Origin of the sequence: Kocuria rosea, assembly GCF_006094695.1 — a bacterium.
Taxonomy (GTDB): domain Bacteria; phylum Actinomycetota; class Actinomycetes; order Actinomycetales; family Micrococcaceae; genus Kocuria; species Kocuria rosea.
The window spans coordinates 751,728-774,283 of sequence record NZ_CP035103.1 but is presented as its reverse complement, the minus strand read 5'-3'; the positions used below and the strand labels follow the sequence as shown (position 1 = coordinate 774,283).

The window sequence follows — 22,556 nt, the reverse complement described above, 5'->3', positions numbered from 1 at the left end:
GGCCGAGGGACCTGGACCGACGACGCCGCAGCAACCGTGGTCGACGTCGCAGACCGCACGGTGCTACCGCCAGGACCGATGGGGCACCGCACCCCCGGCACCCCCGCCGGGACCCTCCTGACGCCCGGGACCGTCCAGCGGCACCACTCGCACGAGGAGCTTCCCCATGGCCGACCACCAGTTCGGGTTCCGCACCCGCGCCCTGCACGCCGGGGGCACCCCCGACGCCGAGCACGGCGCCCGTGCGGTCCCGATCTACCAGACCACCTCGTTCGTCTTCAAGGACGCCGACGACGCCGCCAACCTGTTCGCCCTGCAGAAGTACGGCAACATCTACTCCCGCATCGGCAACCCGACCGTCGCGGCGTTCGAGGAGCGCGTCGCGTCCCTCGAGGGCGGCATCGGCGCCGTGGCCACCGCCTCCGGCATGTCCGCCGAGTTCCTCGTGTTCGCCGCGCTCGCCCAGGCCGGGGACCACATCGTGGCCTCCGCCCAGCTCTACGGGGGCACGGTCACCCAGCTGGACGTCACCCTGCGCCGCTTCGGGATCGAGACCACGTTCGTCCCCGGCACCGACCCCGCCGACTACCGGGCGGCGGTGCGCCCGGGCACCAAGGCCGTCTACACGGAGGTCGTTGCCAACCCCTCCGGCGACGTCGCGGACCTGGAGGGCCTGGCGGCGGTCGCGCACGAGGCCGGCGTGCCGCTGGTCGTCGACTCGACCATGACCCCGCCGTACCTGGTCCGTCCGATCGAGCACGGGGCGGACATCGTCATCCACTCGGCCACCAAGTTCCTGGGCGGGCACGGCACCACGCTGGGCGGCGTCGTCGTCGAGTCCGGCCGCTTCGACTGGGCGAACGGCAACTTCCCGTCCATGACGGAGCCGGTGCCCACGTACAACGACGTCACCTGGTGGGGGAACTTCGGGGAGTACGGATTCCTGACCCGGCTGCGCACCGAGCAGCTGCGGGACATCGGCCCCGCCCTGGCGCCCCAGTCCGCCTGGAACCTGATCCAGGGCGTGGAGACGCTGCCGCAGCGCATGGACGCGCACCTGGCCAACGCGCGGGCCGTCGCGCGGTGGCTGGAGGAGGACCCCCGGGTCTCCTACGTCAACTGGGCCGGGCTGCCGAGCCACCCCCATCACGAGCGGGCCCGGCGGTACCTGCCCCTCGGCCCGGGCTCCGTGTTCGCGTTCGGGGTCTCCCCCACGGAGCGGCTCGGAGGGCGGGAGGTCGGGGCGCGCTTCATCGAGAACCTGCAGCTGGCCAGCCACCTCGCCAACATCGGGGACGCCCGCACCCTCGTCCTGCACCCCGCCTCCACCACGCACCAACAGCTGAGCGCCGAGCAGCTGGTCGGCGCGGGGGTGCGGGAGGACCTCATCCGCCTGTCGGTGGGCCTCGAGGACGTCGAGGACATCCTCTGGGACCTCGACCAGGCCCTCACGGCGGCCACCGGCCTGCCCCGGGAGACCCCCGGCCGCGCGGCCGGCGCCCCGGCCGGCGCCACCGCCGACGACACCGCTGCTGCCGACGCCGACGTCACGACCGAAGGAGCGCTCCGATGACCGCCGAGACCCGCACGTGGACTGGGCCGAGCGCGCCCGAGCGGCTGAGCATCCTGCACGGCACCGAGTCGATCGCCGTCGTGGGCGCGTCCGACAAACCGTCCCGCGCCTCCTACTTCGTCTCGACCTACCTGCTGTCCTCCTCGCCGTACCGGGTGTACTTCGTCAACCCGGCGCTGCGGGAGATCATGGGCCGGCCCGTCTACCCGTCCCTCGCGGACCTGCCGGAGACGCCCGACGTCGTCGACGCGTTCCGGCGCCACGACGACCTCCCCGGCGTGGCCCACGAGGCCGTGGCCGTCGGGGCGAGGACCCTGTGGCTGCAGCTGGGGTCCTGGCACGAGGAGGCCGCCCGGATCGCCGAGGAGGGCGGGCTCTCCGTGGTCATGGACCGCTGCCTGAAGATCGAGCACGCCCGCTTCCACGGCGGGCTCCACCTGGCCGGCTTCAACACCGGGGTCATCTCGTCGAAGCGCCAGGTCCTGTCCTGAACGCGGAACGGCTCCGTGCGCCCTGAGGCGCACGGAGCCGTACCGCGACCGGCGAGGGTGCGGCCGCTACACGCGCTCGACGACGAACGCCACGTCCGTGTTCAGGCTCTGGCTGACCACGCAGTACCGCTCGGTCGACTTGGCCAGCCGCTGGAGGGTGGCGTCGTCGGCGTCGGTGTCGAGGCGGACAGTGAGGACGACGTCCTGGACCCCCACGGCCACGGACCGGTCCAGGCCCAGCGTCCCGCGGGCGTCGAACATGCCCTCCGCGCGGAGCTCGGCCGACCGGATCGGCACGCCCATGGCCGTCGCCACGCTGCGCAGGGTCACGCCCGCGCAGGCCGCGAGCGCGTCGAGGAGCATGTCCCCGGAGCAGGCGTCGCTGCCGTCACCGCCGGTGGCGGCGTGCAGGCCGGCCCGCACCGGCCCGGCCCACGAGTCGACGGTGGTCGTGAGCCCGGTGTCGCGGAAGTCGCCGCGGGCGTGCAGGGGTGTGCGGGCCTCCTCGGGGTGCTCCCGGTAGCGTTCCTTGAGGGGGGCCTGCAGCTGCCGCAGGGCCGAGGCGTCGATGTCCGTACGAGATTCCATGACCTCACTGTAGAGGGGCCGGGGCCGGGGCCGCCACGCGGTCCCGGCCCCGGCCTGCTGCTCCGTGCCCGTCAGCGGGTCCTCGTGGGCTTCTGCGCCAGCTCGTCCCAGTAGCCGCGGGTGGTCACCACGTCGGTGCCGTCCCACGCGCCGAGCCCGGACAGGCCCGGGACGTCGCCGCTGTGGAAGATCGGCTCGAGCCCCTGCTTGCGCTGGGCCTCGTAGTTCCGGAGCACCCGGACGGCCACGCCGGCGAGCAGCACCAGGGCCACCAGGTTTATGGTGGCCATGACCGCCATGAACAGGTCGGCCAGGGACCAGACGAGGTCCAGGGCCAGCACGGCGCCGCCGAAGACGAACACCAGCACCAGCACGCGGTAGGCGGTCATCGCCGCGGGCGAGCCCGTGAGGAAGCGGACGTTGGACTCGCCGTAGTAGTAGTTGCCGATCACGGAGGTGAACGCGAACAGGAAGATCGCCACGGTCAGGAAGTGCACCGCCCAGTTGCCCAGCTGCAGGGCCAGCGCGGACTGGGTCAGGGACGCGCCCTCCCGGCCGCCGAACTCGGGGTTGGAGAGGAGCACGATGAACGCGGTGATCGAGCAGATCAGCCAGGTGTCGAAGTACACGCCGAGCGCCTGCAGGAAGCCCTGCTTCGCCGGGTGGGACACGGACGCGGTGGCGCCGGCGTTGGGGGCCGACCCCATGCCGGCCTCGTTGGAGAACAGGCCGCGCTTCATGCCCTGGATGATGACGCCGATCAGCCCGCCGGTGACGAACTCGCGGATGCCGAAGGCCCCCTCGAGGATCTGGCCGAGCACGGCGGGGACCTCGCCGAGGTTCAGGAAGACCACGAGCAGGCCCAGCAGGAGGTAGAGCACCGCCATGATCGGGACGACGATCTCGGAGACCGCGGAGATCCGGCGGATGCCGCCGAAGATGATCGCAGCGGTCAGCCCCACGAGCACGGCGCCGACCAGGATCCGGAACCACAGGGCCTCCGCCGCCGCGATGTCCACGCCCAGGGAGCCGCCGAGCGCGTCCACGATCGAGTTGGACTGCACGGAGTTGAACACGAACCCGTAGGTAAAGGTGATGACGACCGCGAAGAGCAGCCCCATCCAGCGGGCGCCGAGGCCGCGCTCCATGTAGTAGGCGGGCCCGCCCACGTAGCCGGTGGGCGCCTTGACCTTGTAGAGCTGGCCCAGCAGGGACTCCGTGAACGCGCTGGCCGCGCCGATGCCGGCGATCACCCACATCCAGAACACGGCGCCCGGCCCGCCCAGGCTGATGGCGATCGCGACGCCGGCGATGTTGCCGGTGCCCACCCGGGACGCGGCGGAGACGGTGAAGGCCCGGAACGCGGAGATGCCCTTCTGGCCGTCCTCGGCCAGACCGGGCTTGTCGTTGAGCACCCGGAACATCTCCGGGACCAGCCGCAGCTGCACGACGCCGGTGCGGACGGTCAGGTAGAGCCCCACCCCGATGAGGATGGCGAAGACCACGTTCCACACCCAGCCGCCGAGGGTGCCCACGAGATCGGTGACGAGTTCCATTGCAGCTCCGAACTGTGACGGACGCGGGTCCCCGGCGTGGGGTCTGCGGGGCCCGCGTGAAAGACCGGGCGCAGCGGTTGCGCGCCCCGACGGAACTCTAGTGGAAGTGACCCGCGTCTCGGTGCCCTGCGGGCGCCGGAATCACGGCCGGAGGGGTCAGATCACGCGCACGGCGCCCTTGTCCGCGGAGGTGACCATCGAGGCGTAGGCGCGCAGGGCCTTGGAGACCTGGCGCTCGCGCGGCTTCGTGGGGTACCACGGGGCCGGCCCCCTGGCCTGCCGCCGGGCGGCCAGCGTCGCGTCGTCCACGTTCACGCGCAGCACGCGCCGGGCGACGTCGATCTCGATCTCGTCGCCGGTCTCGATGAGGCCCACGGCGCCGCCGGCGGCGGCCTCCGGGGAGATGTGCCCGATCGAGAGGCCGGAGGTGCCGCCGGAGAAGCGGCCGTCGGTGATGAGCGCGCACTCCCGGCCGAGGCCGAGGCCCTTGAGGTAGGAGGTCGGGTAGAGCATCTCCTGCATGCCCGGACCGCCCTTGGGGCCCTCGTGGGTGATGACCACGATGTCGCCGGGCTCCACGTTCTTGGACAGGATCTCGAAGACGGCCTCGTCCTGGGACTCGACCACGAAGGCCCTCCCCACGAAGTGGAACAGCTCCTCGTCGATGCCGGCGGTCTTGATGACCGCCCCGTCCTCGGCGATGTTGCCGTAGAGGATCGCCAGGCCGCCGTCCCGCGTGTAGGCGTGCTCCACCGAGCGGATGCAGCCGTCCTCGCCGTCGAGGTCGAGGGACTCGAACGTGTTGGCCGTGGAGAACGCCTGCGTGGTGCGCACGCCGCCGGGCGCGGCGTGGAAGAGCGCCCGGGCGCGCTCCGAGGACCGGCCGCTGCGGACGTCCCACTCGTCCAGCCAGGTGGCCAGGTCCGGGGCGTGCACCGAGTGCACGTCCTCGTTGAGCAGGCCCGCGCGGCGCAGCTCGCCGAGGAGCGCGGGGATCCCGCCGGCGCGGTGCACGTGCTCGATGTGGAACCGGGTGGAGTTCGGCGCGACCTTGCACAGGCAGGGCACCCGGCGGGACAGGGCGTCGATGTCCGGGAGGGTGAAGTCGACCTCGCCCTCCTGGGCCGCGGCGAGGATGTGCAGGATCGTGTTGGTGGACCCGCCCATGGCGATGTCCAGGGCCATGGCGTTCTCGAACGCGGCCTTGGTGGCGATGTTGCGCGGGAGCACGGACTCGTCGTCCTGCTCGTAGTACCGGCAGCACAGGTCCACCACCCGGCGGCCGGCCTCGAGGAAGAGCTCCTTGCGGGCCACCTGGGTGGCCAGCGTGGTGCCGTTGCCGGGCAGGGACAGGCCGAGGGCCTCGGTGAGGCAGTTCATGGAGTTGGCGGTGAACATGCCCGAGCAGGACCCGCAGGTGGGGCAGGCGTTGCGCTCGATCTGGCCCAGCTGCTCGTCGGTGACGGACTCGTCGACGGCCATGGACATCGCGTCCACGAGGTCCAGGCGGTGCTCCACGACGCCCTCGACGGCCTCGCCGGACTCCATGGGCCCGCCGGAGACGAAGACCACCGGGATGTTCAGCCGCAGCGCGGCCAGCAGCATGCCCGGCGTGATCTTGTCGCAGTTGGAGATGCAGACCAGGGCGTCGGCCCGGTGGGCGTTGACCATGTACTCCACGGAGTCCGCGATGATGTCGCGGGAGGGCAGGGAGTAGAGCATCCCGTCGTGGCCCATCGCGATGCCGTCGTCGACCGCGATGGTGTTGAACTCCTTGGCCACGCCCCCCGCCTCCCGGATCGCGGAGGCCACGAGGTCGCCCATGTCCTTGAGGTGCACGTGGCCCGGCACGAACTGCGTGTAGGAGTTCGCGATCGCGACGATCGGCTTCCCGAAGTCGTCGTCGCCCATGCCGGTGGCACGCCACAGGGCGCGGGCGCCGGCCATGTTGCGGCCGTGGGTCGAGGTGCGGGAGCGGAGGTGGGGCATGGCGGAGCTGGGTCTCCTCGGTCGGGGATGTCCGGTGGCGGGGCGGACGGCGCACGGGCCGTGGGGCACCCGGGCCGGCCGCCGGCGGTCCGCCGTCCAGAATACGCTTTTCGACCGCAACGTCCTGGTGGGCGGACTCGCGTCTCACGATGTGACCGTCGCTCCGCGCCGCCTCCTACACTGGGGCCAGCCGCGCAGCCCCCAGGAGGAGCCGACCATGAGCCACCACCCGACGCCCCCACGGCCGGACGACGGCGCCGCGTTCAGCGTGGACCTGCGCGAGGCCCTCGATCCGCTGGTGATGGCCCTGGACGTCGGCTCCACGGGCAGCCGGGGCGGTCTGCACGACGCCACGGGGACCCCCGTGCGGGGCTACCGGCACAAGATCGAGCACGAGTTCACCACCGCGGCGGACGGGACCTCCGTGATCGACCCCGACCAGGTGACGGAGGAGCTCGCGGCGGTCCTCGACCTCGTCCTGGCCGACCCCGCACTGGCCGGCCGGGTGACGGGCGTCGCCCTGGACACCTTCGCGTCCTCGCTGGTGGGCGTCGGGACCGACGGCGCCGCGGTCACCACGTGCTTCACCTACGCCGACTCCCGGTGCGCCGAGCAGCTGGCCGGGCTGCGCGGCGAGCTCGACGAGCCCGCCGCCCTGCAGCGCACGGGCGCCCGCCTGCACACCTCGTACCTGGCCCCGCGGCTGCGGTGGCTCCGGGAGACGGACCCGGAGGCGTGGGGGCGGGCCCGGCGGTGGATGTCCCTGGGCGAGTACGTGCACCTGCGCCTGCTGGGCACCGCGCGCGCCGGGACCGCCACGGCCGCGTGGACCGGGATGCTGGACCGCCGCACGGGCCGGTGGGACGAGCCCCTGCTCCTGGCCTGCGGGCTGGACGCGGAGCAGTTCAACCCGCTCGCCGACCCGCACGAGCCGATCCCGGACGTCGCCGCGTCCGTGGCCGAGCGCTGGCCGGTCCTCGAGGGCGCGGCGTGGTTCGCGCCGGTGGCCGACGGGCTGAGCGCGAACCTCGGCACGGGCGGCACCGACGCCTCGACGATGGTCGTCTCCACCGCCACCTCGGGGGCCGCGCGCGTGCTGCTGCACCGGATCCCCGAGCGGGTGCCGGCCGGGCTGTGGTGCTACCGCGTCGACGCGCGGCGGTGCCTGCTGGGCGGGGCCCTCAACGACGTCGGCCGGGCGCTCGCCTGGCTCGAGCGCACGGTGGCCCTGCCGGAGGGCACCACGCTCGCGGACGTCGCCGCCGCGGACGTGTCCGGATCCACCCCCGTGGTCCTGCCGTTCTTCACGGGCGAGCGCTCGACGGGCTGGGCCGGCGGCGCCCGGGCGGTGTTCGTCGGCGTCTCGGCCTCCAGCACCGGGGCCGACCTGGCCCGCGGGGTGCTCGAGGGCGTCGCGGTCTCGTACGCCCGGGTGGCCGAGCAGCTCGAGGACGCCGCCGGCGGCGTGGACCGCGTGGTGGCCTCCGGCAGCGCGTCGCAGGACGTGCCGGAGCTGCTGCAGCTGCTCGCCGACGCCCTCGGCAAGCCGGTGGCGCGGGCCGAGTTCAAGCGGGCGACCCTGCGCGGCACCGCCCTGCTCGCCCTCGAGAGCCTCGCCCCGGACGTGGAGCGGGCCTCCCCGCCCTACGGGCCGGAGCACCGGCCGGTGCCCGGACGCGCGGAGCACTACCGCACCGCGCGCGCCCGCTTCGAGGAGCTCTACGGGGCGGTCGTCGGCTCCTGACCCGGCCGGGCGGCTCGGCGTCGCCTGGGTGCCGGCCGGGTGTTCCCTCACACTCGGACACAATGGTGTACCTCCGCTAATACCGTGGCCCCGGCCCTGCCGCCTTCCTACCGTGGAGCCTGTGGATGCGGGGCGCGCTCCCTCCGGAGTTCGAGCACCCTGCTGCCGCACCCCCTACCCCCGCACCCCGCACCGCACGGAAGGAACCACGATGGAGGACTCCCTGGGCCGGGAACAAGTAGTCGGACTGCACCAGGCGCTCGAGCGGGCGTCGATCGGGCACCGCCGGCTCTGGGTCCGCTACCTGTACCTGGGCGGGACGGCCGACGAGCTCGAGGTCAGCGCGTACCTGCACCAGTGCCTGGACCTGCCGGTCCGCGAGCGGGACCTGCTGAGCTGGGCGGCCAACACCCTCCTCGACCGCCGGTACCACCCGCGCGTGCCCTCGAGCGCCGACTTCCTGCGCCACGGCACCGGCCGCGGCGCCCCGGAGCGCACCGCCTGAGCACACGCTCCCCGGCCGCCGCGGCACGGATCCAGCGGCACGGAGCCGGCGGCGCGGGCCGAGGCCCGCTCAGCCCGCGCCGACGAGCAGCAGGGTCGCCCCGAACACCAGGCCCGAGACCACGAGCACCACGGTGGTGTAGCCCAGGATGTCGCGGATCTTGAGCCCGGCGATGGCCAGCAGCGGCAGCGCCCAGAACGGCTGGATCATGTTGGTCCACTGGTCGCCGTAGGAGATCGCCATGATCACCACGGCCGGGTCCACGTCGAGGCGGGCGCCGGCGTCCAGCAGGATCGGGGCCTGCACGGCCACCTGCCCGCCGCCGGAGGGGACGAAGAAGTTCACGAGCCCCGCCGAGAGGAACGCGAGCAGCCCCAGCGTCTGGGGCGTGGCGACGGCCACGACCGAGTCGGAGAGCACCTGGATCAGGCCGGTCGCCGCCATCATCCCCATGATCCCGGCGTAGAGCGGGAACTGCAGGAGGATGTCGCCCACGTTCGCGGCGGCGTTCTTGACCAGCGCCATGACCTCGAAGGCGTTGTGCGCGAGCAGGAAGATCAGGCCCAGGAACATCCAGTTCACGACGTCGAGCGTCACCGTCCCGCCCTCGGCGAAGTGCAGCACCAGGTAGCCGGCGAGCGCCAGCCCCACGACCAGGGTGGGGACCCGGCTGGCATCGAGCCGGTCGGCGGGGGTGACGACCTCCTCCTCGGTGACCGTCTGCTCCGAGGCGGCGAGGGCGGCGGCGGTCATCCGGTGGGCGGGGTCCACGGCCCGGGGCGCGATGAGCCACAGGGCCAGCGCGACGAGGACCACGGTGGCGACGACGGCGGTGAGGTTCCAGGCGGAGAACGTGGTCTCGGTGATGGGCACGGTGCGTCCGAGCTGTTCCTCGATGAAGGAGCCGGGGGTGGCCGCGGTGAGCGGCCCGGACCCGGAGTAGCCCATGTGCCAGACCACGAACCCGGAGAACCCGGAGGCCACGAGCATCGGGAAGCTCAGCTCCAGGCCGCGTCGGTCCCCCGCGGCGGCGACGTCGCGGGCGAGCAGGGCGCCGACGACGAGGCCGAGCCCCCACGTGATGAGGGAGGCGACCGCCGCCACCAGGAACACGAACACGTACGCCTGGAGGGGCGTCCGGGGCACCTGCGCCAGGGCGCCGAGCAGCCGGCGCACGGGACGGGTGTTGGCGAGGGCGTGGCCCAGCAGCAGGATCAGCGCCATCTGCGTCATGAACGCGAGCAGCCCGGCGAGCCCCTCGCCCCAGCCGCGCAGCACGTCGGCGGGTCCGGCGTCGGTGAGCAGCAGGGCCATGAGCCCGACGGCGACGCTCAGCAGGATGGCGAAGTTGAGCGCGGACGGGATGTACTTCTCGACGACCGAGTTGACGGGCCGCATCGCCCGGGCGATCGCGGGTTCACGGGTGCCGGTGCTCATGGCGGGGACTCCTGCTGTCGGCGGGCGCGCGGGCGGCCACGCCCTCCCCCGCCGGCCGCGGCGCGGCGGGGTCGGCGGGGGTGATCGTGGTCACCGGCGGGGGACGGGACCAGTATTCAGGTGGCGGGCAGGATCGTGGCGGTGCACTCGCCGAGGTCGATGACGGAGCCGCCGGGGCCGGGCGCGGTGCCGGTGAGGGTCACGCTCTGGCCGTCGGCCAGGAACGTCATCTCGGTGCCCCCGGGCAGGGCGAACGGCTCCTTGCCGCCCCAGGAGAGCTCCAGGAAGGACCCGCGCTGGTCCTTCTCCGGGCCGGAGACGGTGCCGGAGCCGAAGAAGTCCCCCGGGCGCAGGGACGCGCCGTTGACGCTCATGTGCGCAACCATCTGGGGTGCGGTCCAGTACAGGGTGGACGCCGGGGGGTGCGAGACGGTCCGGCCGTCCACGCTCACGCCCAGGGTGATGTCCAGTCCCCATGGCTCCTTGCCCTCGTCGTCGAGGTAGGGGGCGAGCTCGTGCTCGCGCGCCGGGGGCGCCACGCGGGCCGCGGTCAGGGCCTGCCAGGGCACGACCCACAGCGAGATCGAGGACGCGAAGGACTTGCCCAGGTAGGGGCCCAGGGGAACGTACTCGTAGGCCTGGATGTCGCGGGCGGACCAGTCGTTGAACAGCACCACCCCGAAGAGGTGCTCTGCCGCCGCCTGCTCCAGGGAGACCTCCCCGGCCGGGGCCGCCCCGCCGAGGACGAAGCCGAGCTCCGCCTCGATGTCCAGGCGGCGGGAGGGGCCGAAGCTGGGCGGCCCGTCCTGCTCGGGGCGCAGGCCCTTGGGTCGGGGGAAGTCCTTGCCGGAGGGGATCACGGTGCCGGCCCGGCCGTGGTAGCCCACGGGCAGGTGCTTCCAGTTGGGCAGCAGCGGGGCCTGGTCCGGACGGAACATCCTCCCCACGTTGGAGGCGTGGTGCTCGGAGGCGTAGTAGTCGACGTAGTCGGCCACCGTGAACGGCATGTGCAGGGTGATCCCGTCCACCGGGTGGGAGGCCTGCTCCACCGTGTCCGCGAGCCCGTCGGCGGTCACGACCTCGACGAGCCAGGCCCGCAGCGCGGTCCAGGTCCCGTGGCCGGCCGCGAGCAGCGCGTCCAGGTTCGGGGCCGACACCGCCGTGCGCGCGGCGTCGTCGAGCCCCTCCACCGTGGCGGCCAGGGCGGCGACGTCGATCGCCCGGTCCCCCAGGCGCACCCCCAGGCGCGGGTCCCCGCCGGTGGGCGAGAAGGAGGCGTAGGGCAGGTTCTCGGGGCCGAAGCCCTCGGCGGCGAAACGGTCGGCGGCGGTGCTCACGGGGTGGATCTCCTTGGACGTGGGGGGACGGTGGCGACGGCGGCGCCCTCCCGCCCCGGTGGTCCCGGGGCGGGAGGGCGCCGTGTCAGGTGAGGCCGTGCGGGAAGAGGCCGAGGCGCTCGAGGCTCGCGGCGGGCTCGCCCACGCTGCACGTCCCGAAGGACGTGAAGGACCTGCGCCAGGACCCGTCGGAGGCCCAGGCGAGCTCGACGAGCGGTGCCGGGTCGGTCTCGGTGAGCAGCCGGGCCACCCGCTCGGCGGGCTCGTGGGCGCGGGCGGCCTCGGTGGCCATCGCGATGTTGAGGAAGCCGTGGTGGGTGAACCCCGTGGCGGGGTTCGTGTACCGCACGGCCTCGTGCAGCCCGGCGGTGAGCTTGAACGGGATCCGGGCGGCCACGGCCTCGGTGAGCACCGCGGCCAGCTGCTCGGGGCTGGGGAACAGGTGCGCCTCGATCCCGCCGGTGCGGTGCTTGAGGCGCAGCCCGGTGCCCTCCAGCAGCTCCAGCGCCCCGCCGCGGACCTGGTCCGCGGTCAGCTCGACGTAGACCGGGACGTCCTGCACCCGGGCCGCCTCGGTGATCTGCGCCTGCCAGGCGTCGGTGTCCGACGGGTCCGTCCTGAGCTCGACCGAGACGACCCGCAGCTCGGGCCCGGCCTGCTCGACGGCGTCCAGTGCGGCCTGCAGCTGCCCGGTTGGCGTCACGACGGAGACCTCGACCGCCCGGCCGCCGCGGTCCAGGCCGGCGGCGATGCGCCGGGCCTCCGGCAGGTCGTCGAGCTTCAGCACGGCCGGACCCACGGCGGCGACGAGCGGGTCCGCCCACCGCGCCACGTGGTCCGTGACCGCCTTCTCCAGCGGGGCGAGTCCCGGCGGGAAGGTCGCGGCGTCGTCGAAGAACGCAACGAACTGGGCCGGGACGCGCCGCTCGGCGGTCTCCGTGGTCGGGGCGGCGCTCACGAGTTCGACCAGAGCCCGCCGGTCCACTCCCGGCCGGGGGTCCAGGACGTGACGTACTTGCCGTCGTCGCCGGCCAGGCCGGCCTCGCCCAGCTCCAGCGGGGCGAAGGTGTCGACCATGACGGCGGTCTCGTCGAAGTACTCCACGCCCAGGGACTTCTCGATCGCCCCGGGCTGCGGGCCGTGCGGGTGCCCGCCCGGGTGCAGGGAGATCGACCCCCTGCCGATGCCCGAGCCCTTGCGCGCCTCGTAGTCCCCGTCCACGTAGAACATGACCTCGTCCGAGTCCACGTTCGAGTGGTAGTAGGGCACCGGGACGGCCAGCTCGTGGTAGTCGACCTTCCGCGGCACGAAGTTGCAGATCACGAAGTTGCGCCCCTCGAAGACCTGGTGCACGGGCGGCGGCTGGTGCACCTTGCCGGTGATCGGCATGTAGTCCTTGATGTTGAAGGTGTACGGGTAGAGGCACCCGTCCCAGCCCACCACGTCGAAGGGGTGCTGCGGCAGGACGTGGACCGTCCCGTCCAGGCCGGAGGGGCCGCGGCCGCGGTGCTTGACGTAGACGTCCACGTCGGTCTCGTCCCGCAGGAGCACGCCGGTGGGACCGTGCAGGTCGCGCTCGCAGTAGGGGGCGTGCTCGAGCAGCTGCCCGTACTTGGAGAGGTAGCGGTGCGGCGGGGTGATGTGGGAGTTCGCCTCCACGAAGTAGAGCCGGGCCGTCTCGCCCTCCCGCAGCACCCAGCGGTGGATCGTGGCGCGCGGGATCATGACGTAGTCGCCCTCGACGGCCTCGAGCGGGCCGAACTGGGTCTCCACCAGGGCGGAGCCGCGCTCCACGTAGACGCACTCGTCGCCCACGGCGTTCTTGTACAGCGGGGACGTCTTCCCCACCCAGGCGTAGGAGAGCCGCACGTCCGCGTTGCCCATCACCAGCCGGCGGCCGGTCACCGCGTCGGTCCCGGCGGCCTGCTCCTCGGTGAACAGCTCGTGCAGCTTCAGGTGCCGCGGCAGCAGCGGGTCGTTGGGGGTCAGGGTCTGGTCGGGCAGCTCCCAGCCGCGGGTCCCGACGATCGCCGAGGGGATGTGCCGGTGGTAGAGCAGCGACGAGTCGGAGGAGAAGCCCTCCTCGCCCATGAGCTCCTCGTAGAGGATCCTGCCCTCGTCGTCCTTGAACAGGGTGTGACGCTGCCGGGGCACCGGGCCCAGCTGCCGGTAGTAGGCCATGGCCGTCTCCTTGCGTGTGGCGGTCTGTGATCCAGCTCTCCCCCAGATAGTAAAGCGTTGTATTATATGGGGCAACCCCTCCCCTAGAATCGACGCCATGCCCCTCGCCGACCGCACCGAGCCCCCAGCGACGCCCACCCGGGCGTCCACCGAGGCGTCCACCGCGACGCCCTCCGCCGCCGCGCTGCCCGACTACTGGTCCTTCGTCCAGGCCGCCCAGCGCCGGATCTCCGAGGAGTTCCCCGACGCCGACCTCGCGGCCAACCGGGTGTTCCTCTCGCTCAACCGGTCCTCGTCCACCGCGGTCTACGACTTCGAGTCGTCGATCCACCGCCCCGCCGGCGGAACCTGGTCGAGCTTCCGGCTGCTCCTGGCCCTCTGGGTGGCCGGTCCCCTCAACCCCCACGAGGCCGCCCGCCTCACGGGGATGAGCCGCGCGGCGGTCTCCAACCTGACGGGCACGCTGGTCGGCAAGGACCTGCTCCGGCGCGAGGCCTCTGCCGCCGACGGCCGGTCCGTGACCCTGCACCTCACCGAGGCCGGGCAGGAGAAGATCCGCACGGCGTTCCGGGCCCAGAACGACCGGGAGAGCCAGTGGGCCGAGGCCCTCACCGAGGAGGAGCAGCACACGCTCGTGACGCTGCTGGAGAAGCTCATGGAGCAGCGCGAGCGGATCGGCGCCCGCGCCCGCAAGTAGCCCCGCGGGCGGAGCACCGCCGGGACCGCAGATCACCCCCTCGCCGGATGACCCGCTGGGGCCCGGGTGACCACGATTTTTCGTGGTCACCCGGGCCCCGGCGGGTCATCGGGTCATTCCGGGGTCAGGCGCGTCGAGCTCCGTCCGCACTGCACGCCGGGCGCTCACGCATCCCCCTCCCGGGCACCGTCCCCGTGCCGGGCCGGACCTCGGACGGGCGGGCCCCGCCGCGGTGAGCCTGACCCCATGACCACGCTGCCCGGCCGGCTCCTGACCCTTGAAGCGCTGCAGGACCTCGGCCTCTCGCCGTCCACCGTCACCCGGGCCGTCCGCCGGGGCGACCTCCTCCGGATCAGGCAGGGGGTGTACGCGACACCGTCCTGGTGGCGGGACCTGGGAGCGGAGGGACGGCTGCGGCAGATGCACGCCGCCCTGGCCCTGCGCGCCGCCAGTGCCCCGGTGTTCGGGCACTCCTCGGCGGCCCTGCTCCACGGCCTGGACCTGCTGCACCGACCGGCGGCACCGCACGTCGTCTCTCCGCCCGGCCGCGGTTCCCGGAACAACCGGACCTGCGTCCACCACTGGGCCGAGCTGCCGCCGGAGCACGTCGTCCGAGTGGGCGGGCTGCTGGCCACGTCCGTGCCCCGCACCGTGCTGGACTGCGCGTCCACCCTGCCCCTCCGCGAGGCGGTGGTGACCGCCGACCACGCCCTCCGCCGGGGCACCGAGCGCGCGGAACTCCTCGCCCTGCTCGAGCGCCGCGCCGGCGCGCCGGGGTGCCGCCGGGCCCGGCGGGTGCTCGACCTCGCCGACGGTCGCTCCGAGTCGCCCGGCGAGACGCTGACCCGGCTGGTGCTGCTTCGCGCGCGACTGCCCCGGCCGGAGCTGCAGGTGCGCATCCGGACGCCGCGCGGCCTGTATCGCGGGGACTTCGGGTGGCGGATCCTGCGGACGGACTGGGCCACCGTGGTGCACCGGCCGGACGACCTGGTGGCTCTCGTGCGCCGGGAGCTCGCCGCGCGTGACCGCAGGATCATCGAATGACCCGCGGGGGCCCGGGTGACCACGAAAAACCGTGGTCACCCGGGCCCCCGCGGGTCAGCGGAGGGGGCGGGGGTCAGTCGCGGTAGAGCAGCAGCGCCTCGCCCTGGCCGCCGCCGCCGCACAGCGAGACCGCGGCCCGGCCGGAGCCCCGGCGAGAGAGCTCGAACGCCGCGTGCAGCGCCAACCGGGCCCCGGAGGCGCCGATCGGGTGCCCGACGGCCACAGCGCCGCCGTGGATGTTGGCCTTCTCCACCGAGTAGTCGAGGTCGCGCAGGGACTGGATCAGCACGGACGCGAACGCCTCGTTGATCTCGATGAAGTCCAGGTCCTGCACGGACCAGCCGGCCCGCTCGAGCGCGGCCTCGATCGCCCGGGACGGCTGGGAGTGCAGCGAGGTGTCGGGGCCGGCCACCTGGCCCGGGGCACCGACCACGGCCAGGTACTCGAGGCCGTGGCGCTCGGCGTACTCCCGGCTGGTCAGGACCACGGCGGCCGCGCCGTCCGAGAGCGGCGAGGAGTTGCCGGCGGTGATCGTGCCGTCCTTCGCGAACGCGGGGCGCAGCCTCGCCATGGACTCCGCGCTGGAGTCGGGGCGCACGCCCTGGTCGGTGTCGACGACGAGCGGGTCGCCCTTGCGCTGCGGGACGGACACGGGGGCGATCTCGTCGCGGAAGACGCCCTCCTCCGCGGCGCGGGCCGCGCGCTGGTGGCTCAGGGCAGCGACCTGGTCCTGCTCCTCGCGGGAGATCGAGCGATCGCTGTTGCCGGACTCGGTGAGCGAGCCCATGGACACGCACGCGGCGACGTCGACGAGCCCGTCCTTGGCCACCGCGTCCTCGAGCTTGAGGTCGCCGTAGCTCTTGCCCTGCCGCACGCCCATCGCGAGGTGCGGGGCGTTGGTCATGGACTCCTGGCCGCCGGCCACGACGATCTCGGCCTCGCCCGCGCGGATCATCCGGGCGGCGTTGGTGATGGCCACGAGCCCGGAGAGGCAGACCTTGTTGACGGTCTCGGCGGGCACGCTCAGCGGGATGCCCGCGGTGACGGCCGCCTGGCGGGCCGGGTTCTGCCCGGCGCCGGCCTGCAGGACGTGGCCCATGAGCACGTAGTCCACCTGCTCGGGGGCGATCCCGCCGCGCTCGAGCGCGGCCCGGATGGCGTGGGCGCCCAGCTCGGCCGCGGTGAAGGACGCCAGGTGGCCCAGGATCTTGCCCTGGGGCGTGCGGGCGCCGGACAGGACGACGACGTCGGTGGCGGTGCTCATCGGTTCTCCTCAGCGCCGCCGGCGGCGGCGGTCTCGGTGGGGACGGTGTCGGGGGTGACGTCCTGCAGGTCCGTGCGGAAGGACGCCTCGGTCTTCTCGCGGATCTCGTCCTCGGTGACCCCGGGGGCGAGGCTGCGCAGCACGAGCTCGCCGTCCTCGACGTCGAACACGCACAGGTCCGTGACGATGCGGTCGACCACGCGCACCCCGGTGAGCGGGAGATCGCACTCGGTCTTGATCTTGGCGGAGCCGTCCTTGGTGACGTGCTCGGTCAGCACGACGACGCGCGGGGTGCCGGCCACCAGGTCCATGGCGCCGCCCATCCCCTTGACCATCTTGCCGGGGATCATCCAGTTGGCGAGGTCACCGGTGCCGGAGACCTGCATGGCGCCGAGGATCGCGATCTTGACGTGGCCGCCGCGGATCATCCCGAAGGACGTGGCGGAGTCGAAGATGGAGGCCCCGGGCAGCAGTGTGATGGTCTGCTTGCCGGCGTTGATGAGGTCCGGGTCCTCGTCGCCCTCGTAGGGGAACGGGCCCATGCCGAGCACGCCGTTCTCGGACTGCAGCACCACGTCGACGCCCTCGGGCAGGTTGTTGGCCACGAGGGTGGGGATGCCGATGCCGAGGTTGACGTAGTCGCCGTCGGAGAGCTCGACGGCGGCGATCGCCGCCATCTCGTCGCGGGTCCAGCTCATGCCTGGTCTCCGTTCTGCTGGGCGGCCCGCCCGGCGGGGCGGGGGCGGACGGTGCGCTGCTCGATGTCCTTGGGCGCGCCGCTGTACTGCGCGACGTGCTGGACGTAGACGCCCGGGGTCACGATGTGGTCGGGGTGGATCTCGCCGACCGCCACGACGTGCTCGACCTCGGCGAAGGTGACCTTCCCGGCGGTCGCGACGATCGGGTTGAAGTTGCGCGCGGTGTAGCGGTAGACGAGGTTGCCGTCGGCGTCCCCGGTGTGGGCGTGGACCAGGGCGATGTCGGCGACGATGCCGCGCTCCTGCACGTAGGTCTCGCCGTCGAACTCGGCGTGCGGCTTGCCCTCGGCCACGAGGGTGCCGACCCCGGTCTTCGTGTAGAAGGCGGGGATGCCCGCGCCGCCGGCTCGGAGCCGCTCGGCGAGGGTGCCCTGGGGGTTGAACTCGACCTCGAGCTCGCCGTCCAGGTACTGCTGGGCGAACAGCTTGTTCTCGCCCACGTAGGAGGCGAGGACCTTCTTCACCTGGCGGTTCTCGAGCAGGACCCCGAGGCCCTTGCCGTCCACGCCCATGTTGTTGGAGACCACCGTGAGGTCCGTGACCCCGGAGTCCCGCACCGCGTCGATGAGATCCCGGGGGATCCCGCTCAGCCCGAACCCGCCCACGGCGAGCGTCATGCCGTCCCGCAGGCTCTCCGCCAGCAGCTCGGCGGCGTTGTCTCTGACCTTGGACACCCTTGTCCCTTCCTCTCGTCGGACTGTGACCCAGCACTCAATCTAGGGAGCCTCCACATGCCGGTCAACAGATCCGGCGGCACGACGGCGCTTCTCCTCAGCATCCGGCCATTCGTCCCCTGACTGTCCATATAGTGGAGTCATGGGACAGGAGCGGACGACGGGCCAGGGGACCCAGGTGGTCCACCGGGTGGGGCAGCTGCTGCGGGCCGTCGCGGGGCGGGAACGGGGCAGCACGGTGGCGGAGCTCGCCGCCGAGACCGGGCTGACCCGCCCCACCGTGCACCGGCTGCTCACGGGGCTGGCCGAGGAGGGCCTCGTGGACCGCGACGCCGGGACCGGAGCCTGGCAGCTGGGCCCCGAGCTGTACGTGCTGGGCGCGGTGGCGGCCCACCGCTATCCGATCCGGGAGCTGGCCGGGCCCTCGCTGCGCCGGCTCGCGGAGGCCACCGGCGAGAGTGCGTTCCTCTCGGTCCGCCGCGGGCTGGAGACCGTCTGCCTGGCGCGCGTGGAGGGCGCCTTCCCCATCCGCTCCCACGTCCTCTACGAGGGGCTGCGGCTGCCGCTCGGCGTGGCCTCGGCGGGGCTGGCGGTCCTGGCCCACCTCCCGGACGCGGAGGTGGACCGGGTCCTCGCGGCCACGGCCGGGGCCCGCGCCGAGTGGGGCCCGCTGCACACGCCCGAGCGGATCCGGGAGCTGCTCGCGGACGTCCGGCGGGAGGGCTTCGCCGTGAACCCGGGGCTGATCGTCGAGGGCAGCTGGGGCATGGCCGCCGCGGTCTTCGACGCGACGGGCGCGCCGGTCTACGCGCTGAGCCTCACGGGCATCGAGCCCCGGTTCAGCGGCGAGCGCCGGCAGCTCCTGGGCCGGGCCCTGCTCACGGAGGCCCACCGGCTCTCCCGGGAGCTGGGTCACCGCTGAGCGGCCCGAGGCGGGCTCAGCGCGCCGTCCAGCCGCCGTCCATCGTGTAGGAGGCCCCGGTGACCATGGACGCGTGCGGTCCGGCCAGCCACGCGACCAGGCTGCCGACGTCCTCCGGGTCCACGAGCTTCTTGATCGGCGTCTCGCCGAGCATGATCCGCTCCACCACCTCGGACTCGGGGATCCCGTGCACCCTCGCCTGGTCGGCGATCTGCTTCTCGACGAGCGGGGTGCGCACGTAGCCGGGGTTGATGCAGTTGCTCGTCACCCCGTGGGCCGCGCCCTCCACCGCGACGGTCTTGGACAGCCCCTCCAGGCCGTGCTTCGCCGAGACGTAGGCACTCTTGTAGGGGGACGCCCGCAGCCCGTGCACGGAGGAGACGTTGATGACGCGCCCCCAGCCCCGCTCGTACATGTGCGGCAGCGCGGCGCGCACCAGCAGGAACGGGGACTCCAGCATCAGCACCAGGATCCGGTGGAAGTCCGCGGGGTCGAACTCCTGGAGGGGGGCGACCTTCTGGATGCCGGCGTTGTTGACCAGCACGTCGACCTCGAGGCTCAGCTCGGCGAGCGCCGCGGTGTCGAGCAGGTCGACGGCCCACGCGCGGCCGCCGAGCTCGTCCGCGACGCGCTGCGCCCCGGCCTCGTCGACGTCGGCCACGACCACGTGCGCGCCGGAGCCGGCGAGGGCCCGGGCGGCGGCCAGACCGATGCCGCTCGCGCCACCGGTGACGAGCGCCGTGCGGCCCTCGAGGTCCTGCTGCTGGGGCGTCTGGGACATGGGGGTCCTTCCTCTGGTCCGTCGTGCCCGCGGGGTGAGGGGCACGGATCACCGCCACGGTATGTGATCCAGGCCATGTTCGCGAAGGACAGCTCCTCCCGGGAGTGCGCGCCGGGTCGCGTCACACGGCGTCATGTCCGTCATCCGGGCGCCGAATGGCGCAGCGCGCACGGGTGCGCTTGGATGACAGGGTCACCATCCAGAGCGGCCGAGAGATCTGGCTCGACGACGCCGCAGCAACCCGGGCGACGGCATCCCCGTCCCGCCTCCGGTGCTACCGCCAGGACCGATGGAAAGGACGCACGACCCATGCTGCGAAGCGCCGACCGCATCCGCACGACCCACGCCGGGTCCCTCCCGCGCACCCCGGCGCTGCTCGAGGCCAACCGGGCGAAGGGGGCCGTCCCGGAGGCGGAGTACGACCGGCTCCTGCAGGACTCGGTGGTCGACGTGGTCCGCCGACAGCGCGAGCTCGGGATCGACGTGGTCAACGACGGCGAGTACGGCCACGTCATGGCCGCGGAGGTCGACTACGGCGCGTGGTGGCACTACGTCTTCGCCCGGATCTCGGGCCTCACCCCCGGCGACGTGGACCTGTGGGAGCAGGAGCCGCAGCGCTCCTCGCCCGGCAGGGTGGTCCTGACGAGCTTCGGGGACCGCCGGGACCGCCGGCTCTTCCACGAGGCGTACACGGACCCCTCCTCGGGCATCACCACGGGCAAGCAGGCGCCGTTCCCGAAGATCACCGGGAAGCTGGAGTACACGGGCCACGCGGCGCTGGAGGCGGACATCCGCAACCTCAAGGCCGGGCTGCAGGCCACGGGCGCGAGCGAGGGCTACCTCGCCGCGCTGTCCCCGGGCTCGTGCGCGCGGCTGGAGAACACCCACTACGCGGACGAGGACGAGGTGCTGACCGCCTGCGCCGAGGTGATGCGCGAGGAGTACCGGGCGATCACCGACGCCGGGCTGATCGTGCAGATCGACGACCCGTCCATCGCGGAGAACTGGGACCAGGTCAATCCCGAGCCCGGCGTGGAGGACTACCTCGCGTTCACCCGCAAGCGGGTCGAGGCCCTCAACTACGCCCTCGAGGGCATCCCGGAGGAGCAGGTCCGCTTCCACCTGTGCTGGGGCTCCTGGCACGGCCCGCACACCACGGACCTCGGGTTCGAGCACCTGGTGGAGCTCATGCTCTCCATCAGGGCCGGCGGCTACAGCTTCGAGGCCGCCAACGCCCGGCACGAGCACGAGTGGAAGGTCTGGCAGGACCACGAGCTGCCCGAGGGCAAGATCATCATCCCGGGGATCGTCTCCCACGCCACCAACGTGGTGGAGCACCCGGAGCTGGTGGCCGACCGGATCGAGCGCTTCGCCCGCCAGGTGGGCCGCGAGAACGTGATCGCCTCGACCGACTGCGGCCTGGGCGGGCGGATCCATCCGCAGATCGCCGCGGCGAAGCTCGAGACCCTCGCCCGCGGGGCCGAGCTCGCCTCCCGCCGGCTCTGGTCCTGACCGGCCCCCGACCTTCCCGCAGACCCTCAGGAGGACACGCATGACCATGCAGAACACCGACCACGTGCAGACCACCCACGTGGGCTCCCTGCCGCGGACCCCGCGGCTGCTCGAGGCCAACCAGCGGCACGCCGAGGGCGCCATCACGTTCGAGCAGCTCACCGACGAGCTCGCCGTGGGCGTCGAGGACGTGGTGCGCCGGCAGCGCGAGATCGGCGTGGACGTGGTCAACGACGGCGAGTACGGGCACACGATGTCCAGCGCGGTCGACTACGGCGCGTGGTGGAACTACTCCTTCTCCCGCCTCGGCGGGCTCACCCCGACCGACGAGGACCGGTGGGCGTCCACGGAGAAGAGGCGCTCCTCGCCCGGCCACATCGTGCTCACGAGCTTCCCGGACCGCCGGGACCGCGAGCGCTTCCGGGAGGCGTACGAGGACCCGGCGTCGGGCATCCTCACCGGGCGCTCCTCGACCACGCAGCCCAAGATCACCGGGCCGCTGACCTACACGGGACAGGAGGCCGTGGCCTCGGACGTCCGCAACCTCCGGGCGGCCATGGCGGCCACCGGGGCGCAGACCGGGTTCGTGGCCGCCCTCTCCCCCGGCTCCGCCGCGCGCGTGACGAACGAGTACTACAGGACCGACGAGGAGCTCGTCTACGCGTGCGCCGACGCGATGCGCGAGGAGTACCTGGCGATCACGGACGCCGGGCTGACCGTGCAGATCGACGACCCGTCCATCGCGGAGTCCTGGGACCAGATCAACCCCGAGCCCACGGTCGAGGACTACCTGGCGTTCACGCGGCTGCGCGTCGAGGCGCTCAACCACGCGCTGCGGGGGATCCCCGAGGAGCAGGTCCGCTTCCACCTGTGCTGGGGCTCCTGGCACGGCCCGCACACCACGGACCTCGAGCTGAAGCACCTCGTGGACCTGATGCTGACCATCAACGCCGGCGGCTACACCTTCGAGGGCGCCTCCGCCCGGCACGCCCACGAGTGGAAGGTCTGGAAGGACCACGCGCTGCCCGAGGGCCGCGTGATCATCCCGGGCGTGGTCTCCCACTCGACGAACGTGGTGGAGCACCCGGAGCTGGTGGCCGACCGGATCGAGCAGTTCGCCTCGGTCGTGGGCCGCGAGAACGTCGTCGCGTCGACCGACTGCGGTCTGGGCGGGCGCCTGCACCCGCAGATCGCCTGGGCCAAGCTCGAGTCCCTCGTCGAGGGAGCGCGCCTGGCCACGGAGCGGCTCTACCGCTGAGCCGCATCCCGGCGTCCCCGACGCCCCTGCCGCGCCGCCGGGCCCGGTCCTCCTGCGAGGGCCGGGCCCGGCGGTTTCCATCCCCGGTGGTCTGTGTCACATTAGTGATACATGGTTTGATTATTCCGTCCGGAGGGTGACAGGCGTCACTTCCACCCGTAGTATCACAATGCAATACCGAACGTTCGGTCATGATGCGTTCGGTTCCGCCGCGGACGTCGCCGTCCCCGATTCCCTGGAGATCC

20 protein-coding genes and 1 riboswitch are annotated in these 22,556 nt (G+C 72.9%); of the genes, 9 read left to right on the top strand and 11 right to left on the bottom strand.

From position 1 onward, the window contains the following. Positions 1-166: 166 nt before the first annotated feature. Together EQG70_RS03560 and EQG70_RS03555 are read left to right on the top strand one after the other, a co-directional pair. A complete protein-coding gene (locus EQG70_RS03560; RefSeq protein ID WP_109268522.1) occupies positions 167-1,573 on the top strand; it encodes an O-acetylhomoserine aminocarboxypropyltransferase/cysteine synthase family protein in 1,407 nt (468 codons plus the stop codon). After that, on the top strand, positions 1,570-2,064 hold the full coding sequence (locus tag EQG70_RS03555) for a CoA-binding protein (protein WP_017833126.1): 495 nt from the start codon (positions 1,570-1,572) through the stop codon (positions 2,062-2,064). Before EQG70_RS03560 ends, EQG70_RS03555 begins: the two co-directional genes overlap by 4 nt. A gap of 66 nt (positions 2,065-2,130) precedes the next feature. Here the strand turns inward: EQG70_RS03555 and EQG70_RS03550 are convergent, their stop codons facing one another. The 3 genes from EQG70_RS03550 to ilvD all read right to left on the bottom strand — a co-directional run bounded on the left by EQG70_RS03550 (position 2,131) and on the right by ilvD (position 6,197). Next, positions 2,131-2,652 (bottom strand): OsmC family protein, encoded by a 522-nt coding sequence (locus tag EQG70_RS03550; RefSeq protein WP_017833125.1) that lies wholly within the window; start codon positions 2,650-2,652, stop codon positions 2,131-2,133. Positions 2,653-2,723: 71 nt separating this feature from the next. Beyond that, positions 2,724-4,208 (bottom strand): alanine/glycine:cation symporter family protein, encoded by a 1,485-nt coding sequence (locus EQG70_RS03545; protein WP_109268523.1) that lies wholly within the window; start codon positions 4,206-4,208, stop codon positions 2,724-2,726. 156 nt (positions 4,209-4,364) lie between these two features. Further along, the gene (gene ilvD, locus EQG70_RS03540; RefSeq protein WP_017833123.1) at positions 4,365-6,197 is read right to left on the bottom strand and encodes a dihydroxy-acid dehydratase; all 1,833 of its coding nucleotides are present in this window, start codon (positions 6,195-6,197) and stop codon (positions 4,365-4,367) included. A 217-nt stretch (positions 6,198-6,414) separates the two neighbouring features. On the opposite strand from ilvD, the gene EQG70_RS03535 reads away from it, so the two are divergent. After that, complete coding sequence (locus tag EQG70_RS03535) at positions 6,415-7,941, top strand: gluconokinase (protein ID WP_109268524.1); 1,527 nt, start codon at positions 6,415-6,417, stop codon at positions 7,939-7,941. Positions 7,942-8,152: 211 nt separating this feature from the next. Then, on the top strand, positions 8,153-8,446 hold the full coding sequence (locus tag EQG70_RS03530; protein ID WP_109268525.1) for a hypothetical protein: 294 nt from the start codon (positions 8,153-8,155) through the stop codon (positions 8,444-8,446). A 69-nt stretch (positions 8,447-8,515) separates the two neighbouring features. On the opposite strand, the gene EQG70_RS03525 is transcribed toward EQG70_RS03530, so the two are convergent. The 4 genes from EQG70_RS03525 to EQG70_RS03510 all read right to left on the bottom strand — a co-directional run bounded on the left by EQG70_RS03525 (position 8,516) and on the right by EQG70_RS03510 (position 13,401). Further along, positions 8,516-9,883 carry a short-chain fatty acid transporter gene (locus tag EQG70_RS03525; RefSeq protein WP_109268526.1) on the bottom strand — a complete coding sequence of 456 codons (1,368 nt, stop codon included), beginning with the start codon at positions 9,881-9,883 and terminating at the stop codon, positions 8,516-8,518. A gap of 116 nt (positions 9,884-9,999) precedes the next feature. Further along, the gene (gene fahA, locus EQG70_RS03520; RefSeq protein ID WP_109268527.1) at positions 10,000-11,220 is read right to left on the bottom strand and encodes a fumarylacetoacetase; all 1,221 of its coding nucleotides are present in this window, start codon (positions 11,218-11,220) and stop codon (positions 10,000-10,002) included. 85 nt (positions 11,221-11,305) lie between these two features. Beyond that, positions 11,306-12,178 (bottom strand): hypothetical protein, encoded by an 873-nt coding sequence (locus EQG70_RS03515; protein WP_138976448.1) that lies wholly within the window; start codon positions 12,176-12,178, stop codon positions 11,306-11,308. Next, complete coding sequence (locus EQG70_RS03510) at positions 12,175-13,401, bottom strand: homogentisate 1,2-dioxygenase (RefSeq protein ID WP_035927917.1); 1,227 nt, start codon at positions 13,399-13,401, stop codon at positions 12,175-12,177. Before EQG70_RS03510 ends, EQG70_RS03515 begins: the two co-directional genes overlap by 4 nt. 97 nt (positions 13,402-13,498) lie before the next feature. Between EQG70_RS03510 and EQG70_RS03505 the strand changes: the two genes are divergently transcribed. Together EQG70_RS03505 and EQG70_RS03500 are read left to right on the top strand one after the other, a co-directional pair. After that, the gene (locus tag EQG70_RS03505) at positions 13,499-14,098 is read left to right on the top strand and encodes a MarR family winged helix-turn-helix transcriptional regulator (RefSeq protein ID WP_017833116.1); all 600 of its coding nucleotides are present in this window, start codon (positions 13,499-13,501) and stop codon (positions 14,096-14,098) included. Positions 14,099-14,344: 246 nt separating this feature from the next. Then, positions 14,345-15,142, top strand: coding sequence for a type IV toxin-antitoxin system AbiEi family antitoxin domain-containing protein (locus tag EQG70_RS03500; RefSeq protein WP_052132988.1), 798 nt, complete (start codon positions 14,345-14,347; stop codon positions 15,140-15,142). 73 nt (positions 15,143-15,215) lie between these two features. Here the strand turns inward: EQG70_RS03500 and EQG70_RS03495 are convergent, their stop codons facing one another. The 3 genes from EQG70_RS03495 to EQG70_RS03485 are packed head-to-tail and all read right to left on the bottom strand — an operon-like array spanning position 15,216 to position 17,838. Next, the gene (locus EQG70_RS03495) at positions 15,216-16,406 is read right to left on the bottom strand and encodes an acetyl-CoA C-acetyltransferase (RefSeq protein WP_109242974.1); all 1,191 of its coding nucleotides are present in this window, start codon (positions 16,404-16,406) and stop codon (positions 15,216-15,218) included. Continuing rightward, a complete protein-coding gene (locus tag EQG70_RS03490) occupies positions 16,403-17,104 on the bottom strand; it encodes a CoA transferase subunit B (RefSeq protein WP_017833114.1) in 702 nt (233 codons plus the stop codon). Before EQG70_RS03490 ends, EQG70_RS03495 begins: the two co-directional genes overlap by 4 nt. Continuing rightward, complete coding sequence (locus EQG70_RS03485; RefSeq protein ID WP_017833113.1) at positions 17,101-17,838, bottom strand: CoA transferase subunit A; 738 nt, start codon at positions 17,836-17,838, stop codon at positions 17,101-17,103. Before EQG70_RS03485 ends, EQG70_RS03490 begins: the two co-directional genes overlap by 4 nt. 142 nt (positions 17,839-17,980) lie before the next feature. On the opposite strand from EQG70_RS03485, the gene EQG70_RS03480 reads away from it, so the two are divergent. Then, entirely contained in the window at positions 17,981-18,760 is a 780-nt protein-coding gene (locus tag EQG70_RS03480) for an IclR family transcriptional regulator (RefSeq protein WP_035927930.1), read from the top strand. Positions 18,761-18,776: 16 nt separating this feature from the next. On the opposite strand, the gene EQG70_RS03475 is transcribed toward EQG70_RS03480, so the two are convergent. Beyond that, a complete protein-coding gene (locus EQG70_RS03475; RefSeq protein ID WP_035927934.1) occupies positions 18,777-19,541 on the bottom strand; it encodes a 3-hydroxybutyrate dehydrogenase in 765 nt (254 codons plus the stop codon). A gap of 192 nt (positions 19,542-19,733) precedes the next feature. Beyond that, positions 19,734-19,837, top strand: a riboswitch (SAM riboswitch). Positions 19,838-19,850: 13 nt separating this feature from the next. Between EQG70_RS03475 and EQG70_RS03470 the strand changes: the two genes are divergently transcribed. Together EQG70_RS03470 and EQG70_RS03465 are read left to right on the top strand one after the other, a co-directional pair. Next, on the top strand, positions 19,851-21,053 hold the full coding sequence (locus EQG70_RS03470) for a cobalamin-independent methionine synthase II family protein (protein WP_017833110.1): 1,203 nt from the start codon (positions 19,851-19,853) through the stop codon (positions 21,051-21,053). A 40-nt stretch (positions 21,054-21,093) separates the two neighbouring features. Then, entirely contained in the window at positions 21,094-22,311 is a 1,218-nt protein-coding gene (locus EQG70_RS03465) for a cobalamin-independent methionine synthase II family protein (RefSeq protein WP_052132989.1), read from the top strand. Positions 22,312-22,556: the final 245 nt, after the last annotated feature.